Raw genomic sequence first — 16,575 nt, forward strand, 5'->3', positions numbered from 1 at the left:
AGGATCAAAGATGAATGACAGCCAAGTCTAGCCGGCCGTAGTCTCCCTCGCCGTGTTCGCTTCTGGGTGGAACATGGTGGGTTTTCACCACCTGATCCCCTTGCAGGGTTTCCAGGTGAATGTCGAAGCCCCAGAGCCGATGCAGGTGCTTGAGCACTTCCTCGGTGGAATCGCCGAGCGGCTTGCGGTCGTGCTGCTGGTGACGCAGGGTCAGCGAGCGGTCCCCGCGCCGGTCGATGCTGTAGATCTGGATGTTGGGTTCGCGATTGCCCAGGTTGTATTGCGCCGCCAGGGTTTCGCGGATGGTTCGATAGCCCTCTTCGTCGTGGATCGCCGGAACCAGCAGATCATCCTTTTGGTCGTCATCGAGGATGCTGAACAGCTTCAGGTCGCGGATCACCTTGGGTGACAGGTACTGCAGGATGAAGCTCTCGTCCTTGAAGCTGCTCATGGCGAATTTGATGCTGGACAGCCAGTCTGTGCCGGCGATTTCCGGGAACCAGCGGTAGTCCTCTTCGGTAGGCTGTTCGCATATCCGCCGGATATCGCGATACATGGCAAAACCGAGGGTGTAGGGGTTGATTCCGCTGTAGTAGGGGCTGTCGAAGCCCGGCTGGAACACCACGCTGGTATGGGACGTCAGGAACTCCATCATGAAGCCATCGGTGACCAGGCCTTCGTCATACAAGTCGTTCATCAAGGTGTAGTGCCAGAAGGTGGCCCAGCCTTCGTTCATCACCTGTGTCTGGCGCTGTGGATAAAAATACTGGGCGATCTTGCGCACGATCCGCACGATTTCACGTTGCCATGGCTCCAGCAGCGGGGCGTGTTTTTCGATGAAATACAGGATGTTTTCCTGAGGCTCGGCGGGGAAGCGTGCGTTGTCCTTGTCGCTGAATTTGTCCGCGCCTTTTGGAATGGTTCGCCACAAATCGTTGATCTGCTTTTGCAGATGTTCTTCCCGATCCTTCTGCCGACGGCGTTCTTCTTCGGCGGAAATCGGATAAGGGCGTTTGTAACGGTCGACCCCGTAATTCATCAGCGCATGGCAGGAATCGAGCAAGTCCTCTACCGCGTCGATACCGTGGCGTTCTTCGCACTGCATGATGTACTGCTTGGCGAACACCAGGTAATCGATGATCGAGCTGGCGTCGGTCCAGGTGCGGAACAGGTAATTGCCCTTGAAGAAGCTGTTATGGCCATAGCAGGCGTGAGCCACCACCAGGGCCTGCATGCAGATGGTGTTTTCTTCCATCAGATAGGCGATGCAAGGGTCCGAGTTGATCACGATCTCGTAGGCCAGCCCCATCTGGCCGCGGCTGTAGGATTTTTCGGTACTTAGGAAGTGTTTGCCATAGGACCAATGGTGATAACCCAGGGGCATGCCCACAGAGGCGTAGGCGTCCATCATCTGTTCGGCAGTGATGACTTCGATCTGGTTGGGGTAGGTATCGAGCGCATAGCGGGCCGCGAGACGACTGATTTCGCGGTCGTAGGCCTGGATCAGCTCGAACGTCCATTCGGAGCCGGTGGAAATGGGTTGGCGCTTTTGCTCTTTGGCGGTCATGTCACTAACCTGCGCTGGAAGAGTTCACGGAAGACCGGATAGATATCCCCGGCCGAGACCAGTTGCTGCTGGGCAAAAGTGTCAGAGAAGGCTTCGGCGATGCGTTCGTACTCGAACCACAGGGCCTGGTGTTCGCGCGGGGTAATCTCTACATAAGTGTAGTACTGCACGAACGGCATGATCTGATTGATCAGAATGTCGCGGCAGATCGGCGAGTCGTCGTTCCAGTTATCGCCGTCGGACGCCTGGGCGGCATAGATATTCCACTCATTGCTCGGATAACGCTCGGCCATGATCTCCTGCATCAGTTTAAGGGCGCTGGAAACGATGGTACCGCCGGTTTCCCGGGAGTAGAAAAACTCCTCCTCATCCACTTCGCGGGCACTGGTGTGGTGGCGGATGAACACAACGTCGATTTTGTCGTAGTTCCGCTTGAGGAACAGGTACAGCAGGATGAAGAAGCGCTTGGCGATGTCCTTGGTCGCCTGGGTCATGGAGCCGGACACGTCCATCAGGCAGAACATCACTGCTTTGGAGCTCGGGTTCGGCTGTTTGATCAACAGGTTGTACTTGAGGTCAAAGGTGTCGAGAAATGGCACTCGGTGAATGCGCGCACTGAGCTTCTCGATTTCCGCTTCGAGTTCCTGGATGTCGCCGAAGTTGTCCGGCTCCTCCCGTCTAAGCCGGGCGAGCTCCTCTTTGACTTCGCGCAGTTTTGCCCGGCTGCTGCCGGACAGGGCGATTCGCCGGGCATGGGCCGAGCGCAGCGTACGGATAATGTTGATCCGTGACGGGTTGCCCTCGTTGCTGATGCCCGCGCGTACGGTCTTGAAGGTGTCGGTGCCGGTCAGGTGACGTTTGACCAGGTTAGGCAGTTCAAGGTCCTCGAACATGAATTCGAGGAATTCTTCCTGGGTGATCTGGAAGACGAACTCGTCCATCCCTTCACCCGAGTTACCGGCCTTACCGGGGCCTCTGCCGCCGCCACCTCCGGGCGGACGGGCAATGTGCTCGCCGCTGGTGAACTCCTTGTTGCCCGGGTGCACGATGGTCTGCTTGCCGCCCCGGCCATGGTGAAGCACCGGCTCGTCGATGTCGCGGCCGGGAATGCTGATTTGCTCGCCGTGTTCCATATCGGTAATGGAACGCCGGCCTACCGCCTCTTCGACGGCCTTTTTGATGTGATCACGGTAGCGCCGCAGAAACCGCTGACGGTTTACCGTGCTCTTGTTCTTGCCATTGAGACGTCGGTCGATCACATAGCTCATGACTGCTCCTTAGAAGCTGTCCTGAAAGGGGCGAGCGGTTATGCAGCATCGACCTGTGCCGAGGGATGTTCACGCTCCCCCAAGCGCTTCTGGATGCTGCCTGAACCTCGTTACCGACTTTCGAACACCTCCCAGAGGTCTGTGTAACAGAAAATGCGTACACAGGCCTCTGGCTAACGACAACCGGTCTGACCGGCAGCGGGTTACTGTGATTTTCTGACCCGCAAGTACCACTCGGACAGCAGTCGTACCTGTTTGTCGGTGTAGCCCCGCTCGACCATCCGTGTGACGAAGTCGTTGTGCTTCTGCTGGTCCTCTTTGCTGGCCTTGGCGTTGAAGCTGATGACCGGCAGAAGGTCCTCGGTGTTGGAGAACATTTTCTTCTCGATGACCACCCGCAGTTTTTCGTAGCTGAGCCAGGTTGGGTTTTTGCCGTTGTTGTTGGCACGGGCGCGCAGTACGAAGTTGACGATTTCGTTGCGGAAATCCTTCGGATTGCTGATGCCGGCCGGTTTCTCGATTTTCTCCAGTTCCTCGTTCAGGGCTACGCGGTTGAGGATCTCGCCGGTTTCCGGATCGCGGTATTCCTGATCCTGAATCCAGAAGTCGGCGTACAGCACATAGCGATCGAAGATGTTCTGGCCGTACTCGCTGTAAGACTCGAGATAGGCAGTCTGGATCTCCTTGCCGATGAACTCGATGTAACGCGGCGCCAGGTACTCTTTCAGGAAGCGCAGATAGCGTTCGCGGGTCTCGGCCTGGAATTGTTCCTGTTCGATCTGCTGTTCCAGCACGTAGAGCAGATGCACCGGGTTGGCGGCGATTTCGTGCGGATCGAAGTTGAAGACCTTCGACAGGATCTTGAAGGCGAAGCGGGTCGACAGACCGTTCATGCCTTCGTCGACACCTGCTGCATCGCGGTATTCCTGGATCGACTTGGCCTTCGGATCGGTGTCCTTGAGGTTTTCGCCGTCATACACGCGCATCTTGGAGTAGATGTTGGAGTTTTCCGGCTCTTTAAGGCGCGAGAGCACGGTGAACTGAGCGAGCATTTTCAGCGTGTCGGGTGCGCAATGGGCCTTGGCCAGCGAGCTGTTGAACAGCAGCTTGTCGTAGATCTTCACCTCGTCGCTGACGCGCAGGCAATACGGCACTTTGACGATATAGATCCGGTCGATGAAGGCTTCGTTGTTCTTGTTGTTCCGGAAAGTGTGCCATTCCGATTCGTTGGAGTGGGCCAGCAGAATCCCGGTGAACGGAATTGCCCCCAAGCCTTCGGTGCTGTTGTAGTTGCCTTCCTGAGTGGCCGTCAGCAATGGGTGCAGCACCTTGATCGGTGCCTTGAACATTTCGACGAATTCCATCAGGCCCTGGTTGGCCCGGCACAGCGCACCCGAATAGCTGTAGGCATCGGCGTCGTTCTGCGGGAACTCTTCCAGTTTGCGAATATCGACCTTGCCCACCAGTGCCGAGATGTCCTGGTTGTTTTCATCGCCCGGCTCGGTTTTCGCAACTGCAATCTGGTTGAGGATCGACGGGTAGAGTTTCACCACGCGGAACTGGCTGATGTCGCCGCCGAATTCGGCCAGGCGCTTGGTGGCCCATGGCGACATGATGGTGTTGAGGTAGCGCCGGGGAATGCCGAAGTCTTCCTCGAGGATCGCGCCATCTTCAGTGGCGTTGAACAGACCCAGGGGCGACTCGAAAACCGGCGAGCCCTTGATTGCGTAAAAGGGCACTTTCTCGATCAGCTGTTTGAGCTTTTCGGCCAAAGATGACTTACCGCCACCGACTGGGCCAAGCAGGTAGAGGATCTGTTTCTTTTCTTCCAGACCCTGAGCGGCATGGCGGAAATACGACACGATCTGGTCGATGCATTCTTCCATCCCGTGGAAGTCTTCAAAGGCCGGATAGCGGCGGATCACCTTGTTGGAAAAGATGCGCGACAGCCTCGAGTTGGTTGAGGTGTCGAGCAGTTCCGGTTCGCCGATGGCCAGCAATAGACGCTCGGCCGCGGAAACGTAGGCGCTGCGGTCCTTTTTGCACAGTTCAAGATACTCTTGCAGCGAGAGTTCTTCCTGGCGCGTGGACTCGAAGCGTTGTTGGAAGTGGCTAAAGATACTCATGACGTCACCTCGCTCGATACGTGGAGCCGACGCCGGATCACTCAGTCGATGCTGGCAGCAACCGAACAGGCAGTTGCTGTTTACCCCCCAGAACTCTTCCGGAGCTGACTACTCCGAAAGCTACTCCCGATGACCCGTGCGCCGGTGTACCGGCTCTCCCCTGTTTTGGATGGCCTGCGCTTAAGGATAGTTGGGAATTTGGGAGGTAAAGGCAAGATACGTAATTAGTTGTGGCAGACCGTTCGTCTGTAATCGCGCGAGCCCACGGGGGCCGGGGCTTGCGCATTACAAAATAATTATTCGGAAGTGCCTTGCGCCGTTTCCGAAGGATAGGTCGTACGCCACAGCTCAAAACCGCCGTCCATGCTGTAGACGTCGGAAAAGCCCTGGCTGATCAGATAAGCAGCTGCGCCCTGGCTGGAATTTCCGTGATAGCAGACCACTACCGTCGGTGCATCCAGATCGGCGCCCTGGATGAAAGCATGCAGAGAATGGTTATCCAGATGCTTCGAACCGGTGATGTGCAGTGCGGCAAATGTTGCCGGGTCGCGGACATCGACCACCACCGCGCCTTGTTCGCGCAGGGCCTGGGCCTGTTCTGGGGGGATACGTTTGAATTCGCTCATGGCGGGCTCCTGTGGCTCGGCTGAAAGCGCAGTCTAGCGCGGGGCGCTGGCTGACGTTTGTTCGGGAATAGAGGTGGCGACTGCCGGTCGAAGGTGGCCATGGGCGTCACACTTGCATTGCAGGCGCTCGAAGGTGTCGACATTCATCAGGGTCATGGCACCACCCCAGACGCAACCGCTGTCGAGGGCAAAGAGCCCCGGTTCGTTGCACTGGCCTTCGAGCGCCGCCCAATGGCCGAAGATGATCTTCAGGCCTTTGGTTTTACGCTCCTTGTGCGCGAACCACGGTGCATAGCCCGGCGGTGCGGTGTCGATGCCTTCCTTGCCCTTGAGGTCGAGTTTGCCGTCGCTGGTGCAAAAACGCATCCGGGTGAAATAGTTGGTGATGACTCGCAGGCGGGCGGCGCCTTTGAGGTCGCTATTCCATTTCACCGGCTCGTTGCCGTACATGCCGTCAAGGTAAGGCGCGAAGCGGTTGTCATCGTGAAGGGCTTCTTCGACTTCGGCGGCGCACTTCAAGGCTTTGCGCAGCGACCATTGCGGCGGGATACCAGCATGGACCAGGGCGATATCGCGTTGTTCATCGTAGTGCATGAGCTTTTGCTGGCGAACCCACTCCAGCAGCTCCGCGCTATCGGGTGCTTCGAGGATCTCACGCAAGGTATCGGCTTTCTTCAGGCGCTCGATGTTTTGCCCGACGGCCAGCAAGTGCAGGTCATGGTTGCCGAGTACGCATACCAGCGACTCGCGGATGCCATAGAGGAAGCGCAGGGTTTCCAGCGACTGTGGGCCACGGTTGACGAGATCACCCACCAGCCACAGGCGATCTCGGGCAGGGTCGAAGGCCACTTGCTCGAGCAGGCATTTGAGCGGTTCAAGGCAACCTTGCACATCACCGACGGCATACGTCGCCATCAGTGCAACGCCCCTGGGACCGCCAGACGGAACGGCGCGATGATGGCGTCGAAGTGCTTACCGTCTTCGGCGAGCATCTGGTAGGTGCCCTGCATCGTGCCGACCTTGGATGTCATGACGGTGCCGCTGCTGTACGTGTGGCTCTTGCCCACCTCGATCAACGGCTGCTGGCCGACGACGCCCGCACCGCGAACCTCCTCGACATGGCCGTCACCGTCGGTGATGACCCAATGCCGTGAAAGCAGTCTGGCGGGTAGCAGGCCATTGTTTTGCACGGTGATGGTGTAGGCGAAGGCAAAGCGGTCTTGCTCGGGTTGCGATTGTTCTGCCAGATAGCGGGTGACGACGCTGACGTCGACCTGGTAACGAGGATCGGACATGCAAAAGGCCTTAGAAACGAAGCGGAACGCGGGGCGTAGCTGATAGAACTCAGTCTAGGCCAAGTATCGGGTAGTAAACCAGAGTGGCGTCCTACCCGATAGCGCTCATCGCCTGTCAGTCAGTGGCAGGCTTTTGTAGGGCTTGTTCACTGAGCTTGTCGGCCAGGCGTACGAAGGCGGCCAGGTCGAGTTGCTCGGGGCGCAAGCTGCCATCGACGCCGGCAGCTTCGATTTCGGCATTGCTCAGCAAAAGTTTCAGTGTGTTGCGCAGGGTCTTGCGGCGCTGGTTGAAGGCTTCACGCACAACGCGCTCCAGCAGGCGATGATCCTTGGCCGGGTGCGGCAGTACCGCGTGGGGCACCAGGCGCACGATCGCGGAGTCGACTTTCGGCGGAGGATTGAACGCGCCCGGGCCGACGTTGAACAGATGCTCGACCCGGCAATGGTACTGAACCATGATCGACAGGCGACCCCAGTCACCGCCACCCGGACCCGCCGCCAGACGTTCGACCACTTCCTTTTGCAGCATGAAGTGCATGTCGCGAATCAGGTTGGCGTTGTTCAGCAGATGAAAGATCAGCGGCGTCGAGATGTTGTACGGCAGGTTACCGACCACTCGCAGGCTGTTTGGCGCAGCGTTCAGGCTGTTGAAGTCGAACTTCAGCGCGTCACCCTGATGCAGGTTGAAGTTGCTCTTGCCGGCGAACTGCTGATTGAGAATCGGGATCAGGTCCTTGTCCAGCTCTACGACGTCCAGTTGAGCGCCGCTGTTGAGCAGGCCGGCGGTCAATGCACCCTGGCCCGGACCGATTTCCAGCAGGCGGTCTTCAGGTTTGGCGTGAATGGAGCGCAGGATGCGATCGATAACGCCGGCATCGTGCAGGAAGTTCTGGCCGAAGCGCTTGCGCGCCCGGTGTTGGTAATGCTCGGTCATAAACGGGTCTCGGCCATCTGGTAGGCGGTTTCCAGGGCGACTTGCAGGCTGCCGGTGTCGATGTTGCCGCTGCCGGCCAGGTCCAGGGCGGTGCCGTGGTCGACCGATGTGCGGATGATCGGCAAGCCGAGGGTCACGTTGACTGCCGCGCCGAAGCCTTTGTATTTCAGCACAGGCAAGCCCTGGTCGTGGTACATCGCCAGCACCGCGTCGCAGTGCTCCAGATATTTGGGGGTAAACAGAGTGTCGGCGGGCAGGGGGCCGCGAAGGTCCATGCCCTCGCCGCGCAGGCGCTCTAATGTAGGTTCGATGATGTCGATTTCTTCATGGCCCAGATGACCGCCTTCACCGGCGTGCGGGTTGAGCCCGCAAACCAGGATGCGTGGCTGGGCGATGCCGAATTTTTCTTTCAGATCGGTGTGCAGGATCCGCGTGACCCGCTCCAGCCGCTCCGGCGTGATCGCGTCGGCAATCTCGCGAAGAGGCAGGTGAGTGGTGACCAGCGCCACGCGCAAACCGCGGGTGGCGAGCATCATCACTACTTGCGCGGTGTGGGTCAGGTCAGCGAGAAACTCCGTGTGCCCGGAAAAGGCGATCCCGGATTCGTTGATCACGCCTTTGTGCACCGGCGCGGTGATCATGCCGGCGAAATGCCCATCCAGACAGCCCTGGCCAGCGCGGGTCAGGGTTTCCAGGACGAAAGCCGCATTGGCCTTGTCCAGTTGCCCGGCGGTGACCCTGGCGTTGAGTGGCGTATCCCACACATACAGGCTGTTGGCCGGTGCAGGAACATCTGGCCAACTGTCCGGCGTGACCGCCAGCAGATCGACAACCACGCCCAGCTGCGCGGCCCGCTCAAGGAGCAGGTCGCGGCTGGTAATGGCAATCAGGGGGTGTGGCTGGGCTTGCGAGGCGAGCAGCAGGCACAGGTCGGGACCTATGCCGGCCGGTTCGCCGGGGGTCAGCGCGAAACGCTTGGGTTTCACTGCGCTGCCTGGTCTGCACCAGGGAGTTTGATTTCTACGTACGCTTCGTCACGGATCTGACGCAGCCAGGTTTGCAGCTCTTCGTCGTATTTGCGGTTACGCAGTACGGTCATCGCTTGCTGCTCGCGGGCCTGGGTCGTGCTGTCGGTGGCGCGGCGGCCAAGGACTTCCAGGACGTGCCAGCCATATTGGGTCTTGAACGGCTTGGACAGCTGACCTTGCGGGGTCTTGGCCATCACTTCGCGGAATTCAGGCACCAGTGCGTTCGGATCGATCCAGTTCAGGTCGCCGCCGTTGAGGGCGGAACCCGGGTCTTCCGAGAAGCTTTTCGCCAGCTCGCCAAAATCTTCGCCCGCTTCGATACGGGAGTAGAGCGATTGAGCCAGGGCCTTGGTTTTTTCTTCGTCGCGAATCGGGCTTGGTTTGACCAGGATGTGGCGTACATGAACTTCGTCACGCACCTGCGCTTCGCCACCACGCTTGTCGAGGATCTTCAGGATAATGAAGCCGCCCGGGGTGCGCATTGGCTGGGTTACGTCGCCAACGGCCATGGTGCTCAGCAGGCGGTCGAATGGAGGTGGCAATTGAGCGGCTTTACGCCATCCCATGTCGCCGCCTTCCAGTGCAGTTTCGCTGGCGGATTTGGCGATTGCCAACTGACCGAAGTCAGCGCCTTGCTTGAGTTGCTGGTAAACCGCGTCGGCTTGCTTGGCGGCATTCTGAATCGCCTCGGAGTTGGCGCTTTCCGGCGTAGGAATCAGGATGTTGGCCAGGCGGAACTCTTCGGACAGCTGCATTTTGCCCAGATCGGATGCCAGGAAATTCTTCACTTCCTGCTCGGACACCTGGATGCGCTCCGCCACACGGCGCTGACGCACACGGCTGATGATCATTTCGCGGCGGATCTGGTCACGGGCATCGTCATAAGACAGGCCGTCGCGAGCCAAAGCGGCGCGGAATTGTTCGATCGACATGTTGTTGCGCTGGGCAATGGTGCCGACAGCCTGGTTCAGTTCTTCATCGGTAATGCGGATGCCGGAGCGCTCGCCGATCTGCAATTGCAGGTTTTCGACGATCAGGCGCTCAAGCACTTGCTGATCCAGTACGCCGGTAGGCGGTACGGCAGCACCGCGTTTGGCGATGGTTTGCTGAACTTCGTGAACGCGCCGGTCCAGTTGGCTCTGCATGACCACGTCATTGTCGACGATGGCCACCACTTTATCGATGGACTGTACCGCGGCGTTGGCCGCGGTACCCAGGAACAGCGCGCCCAGCATCAGCGGGCGCAGACAATCAGAAAGCTTGGTCTTCACGTTCACGATAACCTTGGATGCCTTTGTCGAGGAAACTCTCTACTTTGGCGCCGGTGAGGCCGCCGAGTCCCTTCAGAACAATTTGGAGGAAGACGCCGTGGTCGCCTTTTTCGTTTTGTGGAGCTTCCTGACTGAATTCGTCATAGGAAACCCAGTAACGGTTGATCAGGCGTAGTTTCCAGCAGCAGTTGTCGTACTCGAAACCACCAAAGGCTTCCAGGGTACGGTTGCGGTTGTAGTCATACTGCCAGCGGCTGATGGCGTTCCATTGCGGCACGATCGGCCAGATCACCGAGAAGTCGTGCTGTTTGATCTTGTAGTAGTCCTTCACGTAGCCAGGTGTGCCCGGGGTGCCGTAGTCACCGCCGCCCACCGTCCATTTACCGGTGTTCTGGTCATAACGGATCTGGTCATTGCGATAGCGATAACCGGCGTTGATGACCTTGTTCGGGTTGTCTTCAGGCTGGTAGTGGAACATCGCGCTGCCCGAGCGAGGGCTGCGGCTGTCCGGGTCCCAGTTGTAGTCGGCCGTTGTACGCCAGTCGCGGTTCCAGCGGTATTCGTATTCCAGTGCATATGGCGAAACGTTGGCTTGAGCATCGGCGCGGGTTTTTGCATCGATACCTGGCAACTGGACTTCGCGGTCCTTGAAGTACAAGGCCTGGCCGACGCTGATGCGTTGACGTTCGAAACCATTGTCTTCGATCCAGCGGTTGGTCACGCCCAGCGACAGTTTGTTCTCGTCGCCGACGCGGTCGGAGCCGGAGAAGCGGTTGTCGCGGAACAGCGAGGCATAGTTGAAGGTGTATTCGCCGGTGTCGAATACTGGAATATCCTTCTGGTCTTCCTCAGGTACATAGAGGTAGAACAGGCGCGGCTCGAGGGTCTGGCGATAATTCTTGCCAAACCATTGGGTGTCGCGATCGAAATACAGGCCGCTGTCGATACTGACAATCGGCACGCCACGGTTCTGGTTGCTGCCGAAATGACCGTTGATGTTTTCAGTCCCGGCTGCAGCTGCGGCTTGATCCTGGGCCGCGATTTGGCTTTTGCCAGTACCGTCCAGATCCAGTTGGTACTGGGTGTATTGGTACTTGAGCGAAGGCTTCAGGAAGCCATAGGTCCAGTTCAACGGCAGGCTGACAGCCGGTTTGAGATTCAAGCGGTCGCCGTTGGCACGTGCCAGGCCGGTCACGTTGTTATCAAGACGTGATGCAACCGTGCCGTCTTGGTTTACGAAGTCACCGCTCTTCAAATCACGCTCAAACCGCACGGCCTCTGTCTCGTAATCGAAATTCAGCCCTTCCGGATGATAAGGCAGCTGACCATTGAAGGTGATCTGCGGCAAACGGTCATACGGCGTGATGTTCGAAACGGTCGCCAGCTGATAGGCCTGGGCGTTCAAGCGAGCGGTGTAGCTGTCGCCACGATAGGTGACAGAGCCCTGCTGGTTCACGTAGTCAGCGCTTTTCACGCCAATCTGGTCAGTCTGCAGATCCTGGAAGTAATACGGATCGCTGATCTTGGTGTAGTCAACCTGCGTAAAGACGCGCGAGTCGAGGCCACCCTTGTGCTGCCAGTTGTACATGTAGCGGGTTTTTTCGTAGTCGGTCTGCTTGCTGCGCTCAGTATCTTCGTCGTTGAGGTACGCGGCGCCGAACTGACCTTCGCTGGACTTGGTCAGGTAACGGAATTCGCCTTCCATCAACAGGCCGCGCTTGCTCATGTAGCGCGGGTACAACGTGGCGTCGTAGTTTGGCGCCAGGTTGAAGTAGTACGGGGTGACCAGCATGAAGCCGGTATCGCTGCCTGTGCCGATGGTCGGCGGCAGGAAGCCGGACTGGCGACGGTCATCGATCGGGAAATAGATGTACGGCGTGTACAGAACCGGAATGTCCTTGACCCGCAGCGTTACGTTGGTCGCGGTACCGAAACCGGTGGCCGGGTTCAAGGTGATGTTGTTGCCCTTGAGCTGCCAGGCATTGCTGTTCGGTTCGCACGTGGTGTACGTACCGTCCTTGAGACGGATGATCGCGTTCTCAGCACGTTTGGCGTACAGCGCGTTACCGCGGATGCGCGACTTGTGCATCACGTATTCGGCGTTGTCGACCTTGGCTTCACCGGTATCGAGCTGCACGTCGGCGTGGTCGCCCACGATCAGTGCGCCATTGTCGCGAATGCGCACGTTGCCGGCCAGTTCGCCACGGCTTTCGGCCTGGTACAGGTTCGCTTCGTCGGCTTCGACCTGCATGCTGCCCTGACGCATGACCACGTCACCGGCCAGGGTCGCGACTTGCTCTTCCTGCTTATAGCGGGAGGCCTTGGCACCGATAAAGGTTGGAGCGTCGCTTTTATTCGTCTTGTCATTCATGCCAGGACGAATCGGTTCGATATAGGAACCAGAGCAGTAAGGACCGGTTTCGGCCAATTGCGCTGCGGTGAGCTTCTCGCGCGGAACCCAGTCGAGGTGGCTGTAGTCTTCACTACGCGACTTCAGGCCGCGGCCCTTGGACTCGGTAACCAGCACAGGTTTGGCGCCGGTGTCTTCACTGGAGGCGGTGCCTGCCGGGGTTTCTCCAGTGGCGGAAACTGCGGTGCCTTCATGCACGGGGCGCGGCGGCAATGCAGCGGCCGGCGCCTTTGGCGCACAGTCCCAGGCACCCGAAGCAGAGACTGAGCAGTCATACTGTTCCGCGGCGACCACGAACGACGTGGCCAGGGGTTGCAGGGCCAGCAGACTGCCGGTAACCAACAACGGAAATTTTTTACGAAACGCGGGGGATTTCAATGCCATCTTATTAGTCCGGGCTTCCTGCGTGCCATCTGCCCGCGGTGTGGGCCGCACGCCTCTCGATGGTCTGAAAAAGATGCTGGATAATAAAGCATGACCCGCTTGACGGCTAGCGCCGTCGGAGACCCTTGCAATGCCTGACCAAGATGTACGCTTGCAACACCTGAAAGTTTGGCTCGATGAACAGTTGGCTATCCTCTTTGCAGAACAAGGTTGGGGCGCCGTGCCCCCGGCCACGTTGACCGCGGCCAGTAGCGACGCGAGTTTTCGGCGCTATTTCCGCTGGGAAGGCGCGGGCAGAAGTTTCGTCGTGATGGACGCGCCACCGCCCCAGGAAAACTGCAAACCCTTTGTGGATATCGCTTTTCTGCTGGCGAAATCCGGCATAAACGTGCCGAAAATTTATGCCGAGGACCTCGAGCGCGGTTTCCTTTTGCTCAATGATTTGGGCAACAAGACTTATCTGGACGTGATCGAAAGCGAAAATGCCGACGATTTGTTCAAGGATGCCCTGCAAGCGTTGTTGGCTTTCCAGCAATTGCCGATGGTGGCGCCGCTGCCGAGTTATGACGTCGCGTTGCTGCGTCGCGAGCTCGAACTGTTCCCCGAGTGGTACGTGAAGCGCGAACTGGGTATCGAGTTCGATGCGGCGCAGCAAGTGCTCTGGCAGCAGGTCAGCGACCTGCTGATCGACAGCGCTCTGGCTCAGCCTAAAGTCCTGGTGCATCGCGACTACATGCCGCGCAACCTGATGATCAGCGAGCCGAATCCCGGTGTGCTGGATTTCCAGGACGCGGTCTACGGGCCGGTGACCTATGACGTGACTTGCCTGTTCAAGGACGCCTTCCTCAGCTGGCCTGAAGAACGCGTGCGCGGCTGGCTGGAAGATTACTGGCAGCAAGCCGGTGCGCTCGACATCCCGGTTCAGCCGGACTTTGAAGACTTTCTGCGCGCCAGCGACCTGATGGGCGTGCAGCGTCACTTGAAAGTCATCGGCATCTTCGCCCGCATTTGCCATCGCGACGGCAAGCCACGCTATCTCGGCGATGTGCCGCGTTTCTTTGCTTATATAGACGCGGTCATTGCCCGTCGTCCTGAACTGGCTGAGCTGGATGTGTTGCTGGCCAGTCTGCGTGCTGGAGTGAAGGCATGAAGGCAATGATTCTGGCGGCGGGTAAAGGCGAGCGCATGCGTCCGCTGACCCTGACCACGCCAAAACCACTGGTTCGTGCCGGCGGAGCACCCTTGATCGAGTATCACCTGCACGCGCTGGCGGCTGCGGGGTTTACCGAGATTGTGATCAACCATGCCTGGCTCGGTCAGCAGATCGAAGATTATCTGGGGGATGGCTCGAAATATGGCGTGAGCATTCAATATTCGCCGGAAGGTGAACCGCTGGAAACCGGTGGCGGTATTTTCCGCGCGTTGCCTTTGTTGGGTGATGAGGCTTTTGTGGTGGTCAACGGCGACATCTGGACCGACTACGACTTCAGCGTGTTGCACCAGCCCATCGTCGGGCTCGCCCATTTGATCCTGGCGGACAACCCGGCGCATCACCCGAGCGGGGACTTCACTCTGGTCGATGGCCATGTGCAGGACGGTCAGCCGGATACCCCAACCCTGACCTACAGCGGCATCGCCGTGCTGCACCCGCAGCTGTTTGACGGTTGCTCGGCCGGGGCCTTCAAGCTTGCGCCATTGTTGCGCAAAGCCATGGCCGATGGACAAGTGACGGGCGAGCGCCTGAATGGACATTGGGTAGATGTCGGCACTCACGAGCGCCTGGCTGAAGTAGAAACCTTGATAGAAGCGAGACGCTGACATGTTGTGGCCAGGGACTCTGATTGGAGCCGGAGCGGGCTTTGCCATAGCCAGCATTCCGGGGGCCATGCTCGGTGCTTTATTGGGACAGGCGCTGGATCGGCGCTTGCACCTGCAGAGCTGGGCACATTTATGGGAAAAGTTCGGTGGCCGCTCGGTGCTGCGCAACGATGAACTGCTGTTCGTGTTGCTGGGCCGATTGGCCAAGAGTGATGGGCGGGTAGTGGATGGCCACATTCAGCAGGCGCGACAGGAAATGCGTGCGCTGGAGATGACCGAGTCGGCGCAACGTCGGGCGATAGCGGCGTTCAACCGCGGCAAGTCGGGGCACGATCGGTTGCGTGGTTATCTGCGACGCTTGAGTGCTCAGCCCCATGCGGCGGAAGGCGTGTTGCGTGCCTGTTGGCGGATGGTCTGGGCCGATGGCCGCGCCGGTAGCAGCGAGCGCGAACTGATTGCCCAGTGGGGCAAATGGTTGGGCTGGACGCCGCAACAGGTACAGGCACTGGCGAGTGACTACGAGCCGAAGCGACCATTGGTCAGCAGCGCGATTACGTATCAGGACGCCTTGCGGTTATTGGGCGTGTCGGCGACCAGCGAGCCAGCACAGATCAAACGCGCCTATCGACGCCTGCTCAGTCGCCATCATCCGGACAAGATTGCCGGCAGCGGTGCGACGGCGTTGCAGGTTCGTGAGGCGACGGACAAGACTCGTGAATTGCACAACGCCTACACGTTGATTCGCGAACGGCGGGACTTTCGATAGCAGGGCAGAGTTGTGTCGCCCGCGAATGGGGCGACGCGATCCATCAGTCCGCCGCAGGCTGCGGATTCAACCATCCCCGCACCCGGCGAACCAACTGCTCTTGCTCAGCCTTGGCATTGCCCGGCAGTGCCTTGAGCGAGACCTGGCTGAACGCCGATGTCTTCAAACGTTTATTGGCCTGCAAGCGTTCCAGTGCCGCGTTGCGATCCAGTGGTTTGTCCATATAGAAGATGTCGGCAGTCGGCAGCTTGATCGTCGGCGTCAACTCGGCAAGCTCAGGCTTCGCCGTAACAGGCGTCTGGGCGGCGACCATCACGAACTTCTCGACTTGCGATGGCTGCTTCTCGCTCAGATAGCGCGCGGCCCAGTAAGCGCCGGTGCCATGCCCCAGCACGACGACTTTGCGAGCGCTTTGCTGTTCGGCATAAGCGATGGCCGCGTCGATGCGGGCGAAAATTCGCTCGGCGTCGGCTTTGGCGTGTTCTTCGGTGGTTTCGGCGATAGCCTTGTCGGCCACCTCCGCTTCGCCGCCGGCGGCCTGTTCGATGGGCGCCGCGGTGGTCGAGTCTTTGTTGCCGGCATCAGGCGCTTTGGGCACTGGTGCCACTTCGACGATACGTGGCGCAATGGCTTCGCTTTGCAGGTCCGGCAAGGTGATACTCAGGCTGCTCCACTCGGCGTCCGGCAATTGGCGGCGCAATGGGCTGATTGCTTGCGGCCAGTCAACGGTTTCACCGGCACCCGGGATGATAATCACCGCGCCTTTGGGCTCGGCGGTATTGGCTGGTTTCCACAAGGCGAGAAAGCTGTCGGTACCGGCTTGCAGTTGTTGCTGTTCCTGCGCAGGAATTTGTCGCTCAAGTGCCGTCGATTCTTCCTGGCTACGCTCAAGCAGCGGCTGGCGTTCGACCGGTTTTTCTTCGGCGGGCTTTTCCGCAGTGGCAGGTGCCGGGTCGGCCGCCTCGACGGAAAAGGCGCACGGCAGGATCAACGACAGGCACAATGCTGGCAGTGCCAGGCGGTAGACAGGGGGCATCGGATATTCCAGGCCAGAAGTTATTCCGGCAGCCTAATGGGTTGGT

14 protein-coding genes are annotated in these 16,575 nt (G+C 59.0%); 3 read left to right on the forward strand and 11 right to left on the reverse strand.

Annotated features, from left to right (window positions below):
* Nucleotides 1-4: 4 nt before the first annotated feature.
* The 10 genes from ACEN8R_RS26920 to ACEN8R_RS26965 form a co-directional block, all read right to left on the reverse strand.
* On the reverse strand, nucleotides 5-1,567 hold the full coding sequence (locus ACEN8R_RS26920; protein ID WP_018928846.1) for a SpoVR family protein: 1,563 nt from the start codon (nucleotides 1,565-1,567) through the stop codon (nucleotides 5-7).
* Complete coding sequence (locus ACEN8R_RS26925; protein WP_018928847.1) at nucleotides 1,564-2,835, reverse strand: YeaH/YhbH family protein; 1,272 nt, start codon at nucleotides 2,833-2,835, stop codon at nucleotides 1,564-1,566. Before ACEN8R_RS26925 ends, ACEN8R_RS26920 begins: the two co-directional genes overlap by 4 nt.
* 203 nt (nucleotides 2,836-3,038) lie before the next feature.
* Nucleotides 3,039-4,961, reverse strand: coding sequence for a PrkA family serine protein kinase (locus ACEN8R_RS26930; protein ID WP_007904259.1), 1,923 nt, complete (start codon nucleotides 4,959-4,961; stop codon nucleotides 3,039-3,041).
* A gap of 296 nt (nucleotides 4,962-5,257) precedes the next feature.
* The gene (glpE, locus tag ACEN8R_RS26935; protein WP_018928848.1) at nucleotides 5,258-5,587 is read right to left on the reverse strand and encodes a thiosulfate sulfurtransferase GlpE; all 330 of its coding nucleotides are present in this window, start codon (nucleotides 5,585-5,587) and stop codon (nucleotides 5,258-5,260) included.
* 33 nt (nucleotides 5,588-5,620) lie between these two features.
* Nucleotides 5,621-6,502, reverse strand: a complete 882-nt coding sequence (locus ACEN8R_RS26940) for a symmetrical bis(5'-nucleosyl)-tetraphosphatase (protein WP_018928849.1) — start codon at nucleotides 6,500-6,502, stop codon at nucleotides 5,621-5,623.
* Entirely contained in the window at nucleotides 6,502-6,882 is a 381-nt protein-coding gene (gene apaG / locus ACEN8R_RS26945) for a Co2+/Mg2+ efflux facilitator ApaG/CorD (protein ID WP_018928850.1), read from the reverse strand. The genes ACEN8R_RS26940 and apaG overlap by 1 nt, the downstream gene beginning before the upstream one ends.
* A 115-nt stretch (nucleotides 6,883-6,997) precedes the next feature.
* A complete protein-coding gene (rsmA, locus tag ACEN8R_RS26950) occupies nucleotides 6,998-7,816 on the reverse strand; it encodes a 16S rRNA (adenine(1518)-N(6)/adenine(1519)-N(6))-dimethyltransferase RsmA (RefSeq protein ID WP_018928851.1) in 819 nt (272 codons plus the stop codon).
* A complete protein-coding gene (gene pdxA / locus ACEN8R_RS26955) occupies nucleotides 7,813-8,802 on the reverse strand; it encodes a 4-hydroxythreonine-4-phosphate dehydrogenase PdxA (RefSeq protein ID WP_018928852.1) in 990 nt (329 codons plus the stop codon). The genes rsmA and pdxA overlap by 4 nt, the downstream gene beginning before the upstream one ends.
* Nucleotides 8,799-10,115: a peptidylprolyl isomerase SurA gene (surA, locus tag ACEN8R_RS26960; protein WP_018928853.1), complete on the reverse strand. Its 1,317-nt coding sequence runs from the start codon at nucleotides 10,113-10,115 to the stop codon at nucleotides 8,799-8,801. The genes pdxA and surA overlap by 4 nt, the downstream gene beginning before the upstream one ends.
* Nucleotides 10,096-12,909 carry an LPS-assembly protein LptD gene (locus ACEN8R_RS26965; RefSeq protein ID WP_495624483.1) on the reverse strand — a complete coding sequence of 938 codons (2,814 nt, stop codon included), beginning with the start codon at nucleotides 12,907-12,909 and terminating at the stop codon, nucleotides 10,096-10,098. The genes surA and ACEN8R_RS26965 overlap by 20 nt, the downstream gene beginning before the upstream one ends.
* Nucleotides 12,910-13,039: 130 nt before the next feature.
* Between ACEN8R_RS26965 and ACEN8R_RS26970 the strand changes: the two genes are divergently transcribed.
* From ACEN8R_RS26970 to ACEN8R_RS26980, 3 genes are read left to right on the forward strand one after another with little or no spacing between them, the layout of a single operon-like run.
* Entirely contained in the window at nucleotides 13,040-14,059 is a 1,020-nt protein-coding gene (locus ACEN8R_RS26970; protein WP_018928855.1) for an aminoglycoside phosphotransferase family protein, read from the forward strand.
* Nucleotides 14,056-14,727 carry an N-acetylmuramate alpha-1-phosphate uridylyltransferase MurU gene (gene murU / locus ACEN8R_RS26975; RefSeq protein ID WP_018928856.1) on the forward strand — a complete coding sequence of 224 codons (672 nt, stop codon included), beginning with the start codon at nucleotides 14,056-14,058 and terminating at the stop codon, nucleotides 14,725-14,727. The genes ACEN8R_RS26970 and murU overlap by 4 nt, the downstream gene beginning before the upstream one ends.
* A 1-nt stretch (nucleotide 14,728) precedes the next feature.
* The gene (locus ACEN8R_RS26980; RefSeq protein WP_026286624.1) at nucleotides 14,729-15,493 is read left to right on the forward strand and encodes a TerB family tellurite resistance protein; all 765 of its coding nucleotides are present in this window, start codon (nucleotides 14,729-14,731) and stop codon (nucleotides 15,491-15,493) included.
* A gap of 43 nt (nucleotides 15,494-15,536) precedes the next feature.
* Here the strand turns inward: ACEN8R_RS26980 and ACEN8R_RS26985 are convergent, their stop codons facing one another.
* Nucleotides 15,537-16,529, reverse strand: coding sequence for an alpha/beta hydrolase family protein (locus ACEN8R_RS26985; RefSeq protein WP_018928858.1), 993 nt, complete (start codon nucleotides 16,527-16,529; stop codon nucleotides 15,537-15,539).
* Nucleotides 16,530-16,575 lie beyond the last annotated feature (46 nt).

The organism is Pseudomonas sp. Pseusp15 (genome assembly GCF_059492165.1).

Coding starts and splice junctions, on each gene's coding strand:
- ACEN8R_RS26920 (WP_018928846.1), bottom strand. CDS start 1,567: ATGACCGCCAAAGAGCAAAAGCGCCAACCCATTTCCACCGGCTCCGAA.
- ACEN8R_RS26925 (WP_018928847.1), bottom strand. CDS start 2,835: ATGAGCTATGTGATCGACCGACGTCTCAATGGCAAGAACAAGAGCACG.
- ACEN8R_RS26930 (WP_007904259.1), bottom strand. CDS start 4,961: ATGAGTATCTTTAGCCACTTCCAACAACGCTTCGAGTCCACGCGCCAG.
- glpE (WP_018928848.1), bottom strand. CDS start 5,587: ATGAGCGAATTCAAACGTATCCCCCCAGAACAGGCCCAGGCCCTGCGC.
- ACEN8R_RS26940 (WP_018928849.1), bottom strand. CDS start 6,502: ATGGCGACGTATGCCGTCGGTGATGTGCAAGGTTGCCTTGAACCGCTC.
- apaG (WP_018928850.1), bottom strand. CDS start 6,882: ATGTCCGATCCTCGTTACCAGGTCGACGTCAGCGTCGTCACCCGCTAT.
- rsmA (WP_018928851.1), bottom strand. CDS start 7,816: ATGACCGAGCATTACCAACACCGGGCGCGCAAGCGCTTCGGCCAGAAC.
- ACEN8R_RS26965 (WP_495624483.1), bottom strand. CDS start 12,909: ATGGCATTGAAATCCCCCGCGTTTCGTAAAAAATTTCCGTTGTTGGTT.
- ACEN8R_RS26970 (WP_018928855.1), top strand. CDS start 13,040: ATGCCTGACCAAGATGTACGCTTGCAACACCTGAAAGTTTGGCTCGAT.
- murU (WP_018928856.1), top strand. CDS start 14,056: ATGAAGGCAATGATTCTGGCGGCGGGTAAAGGCGAGCGCATGCGTCCG.
- ACEN8R_RS26980 (WP_026286624.1), top strand. CDS start 14,729: ATGTTGTGGCCAGGGACTCTGATTGGAGCCGGAGCGGGCTTTGCCATA.
- ACEN8R_RS26985 (WP_018928858.1), bottom strand. CDS start 16,529: ATGCCCCCTGTCTACCGCCTGGCACTGCCAGCATTGTGCCTGTCGTTG.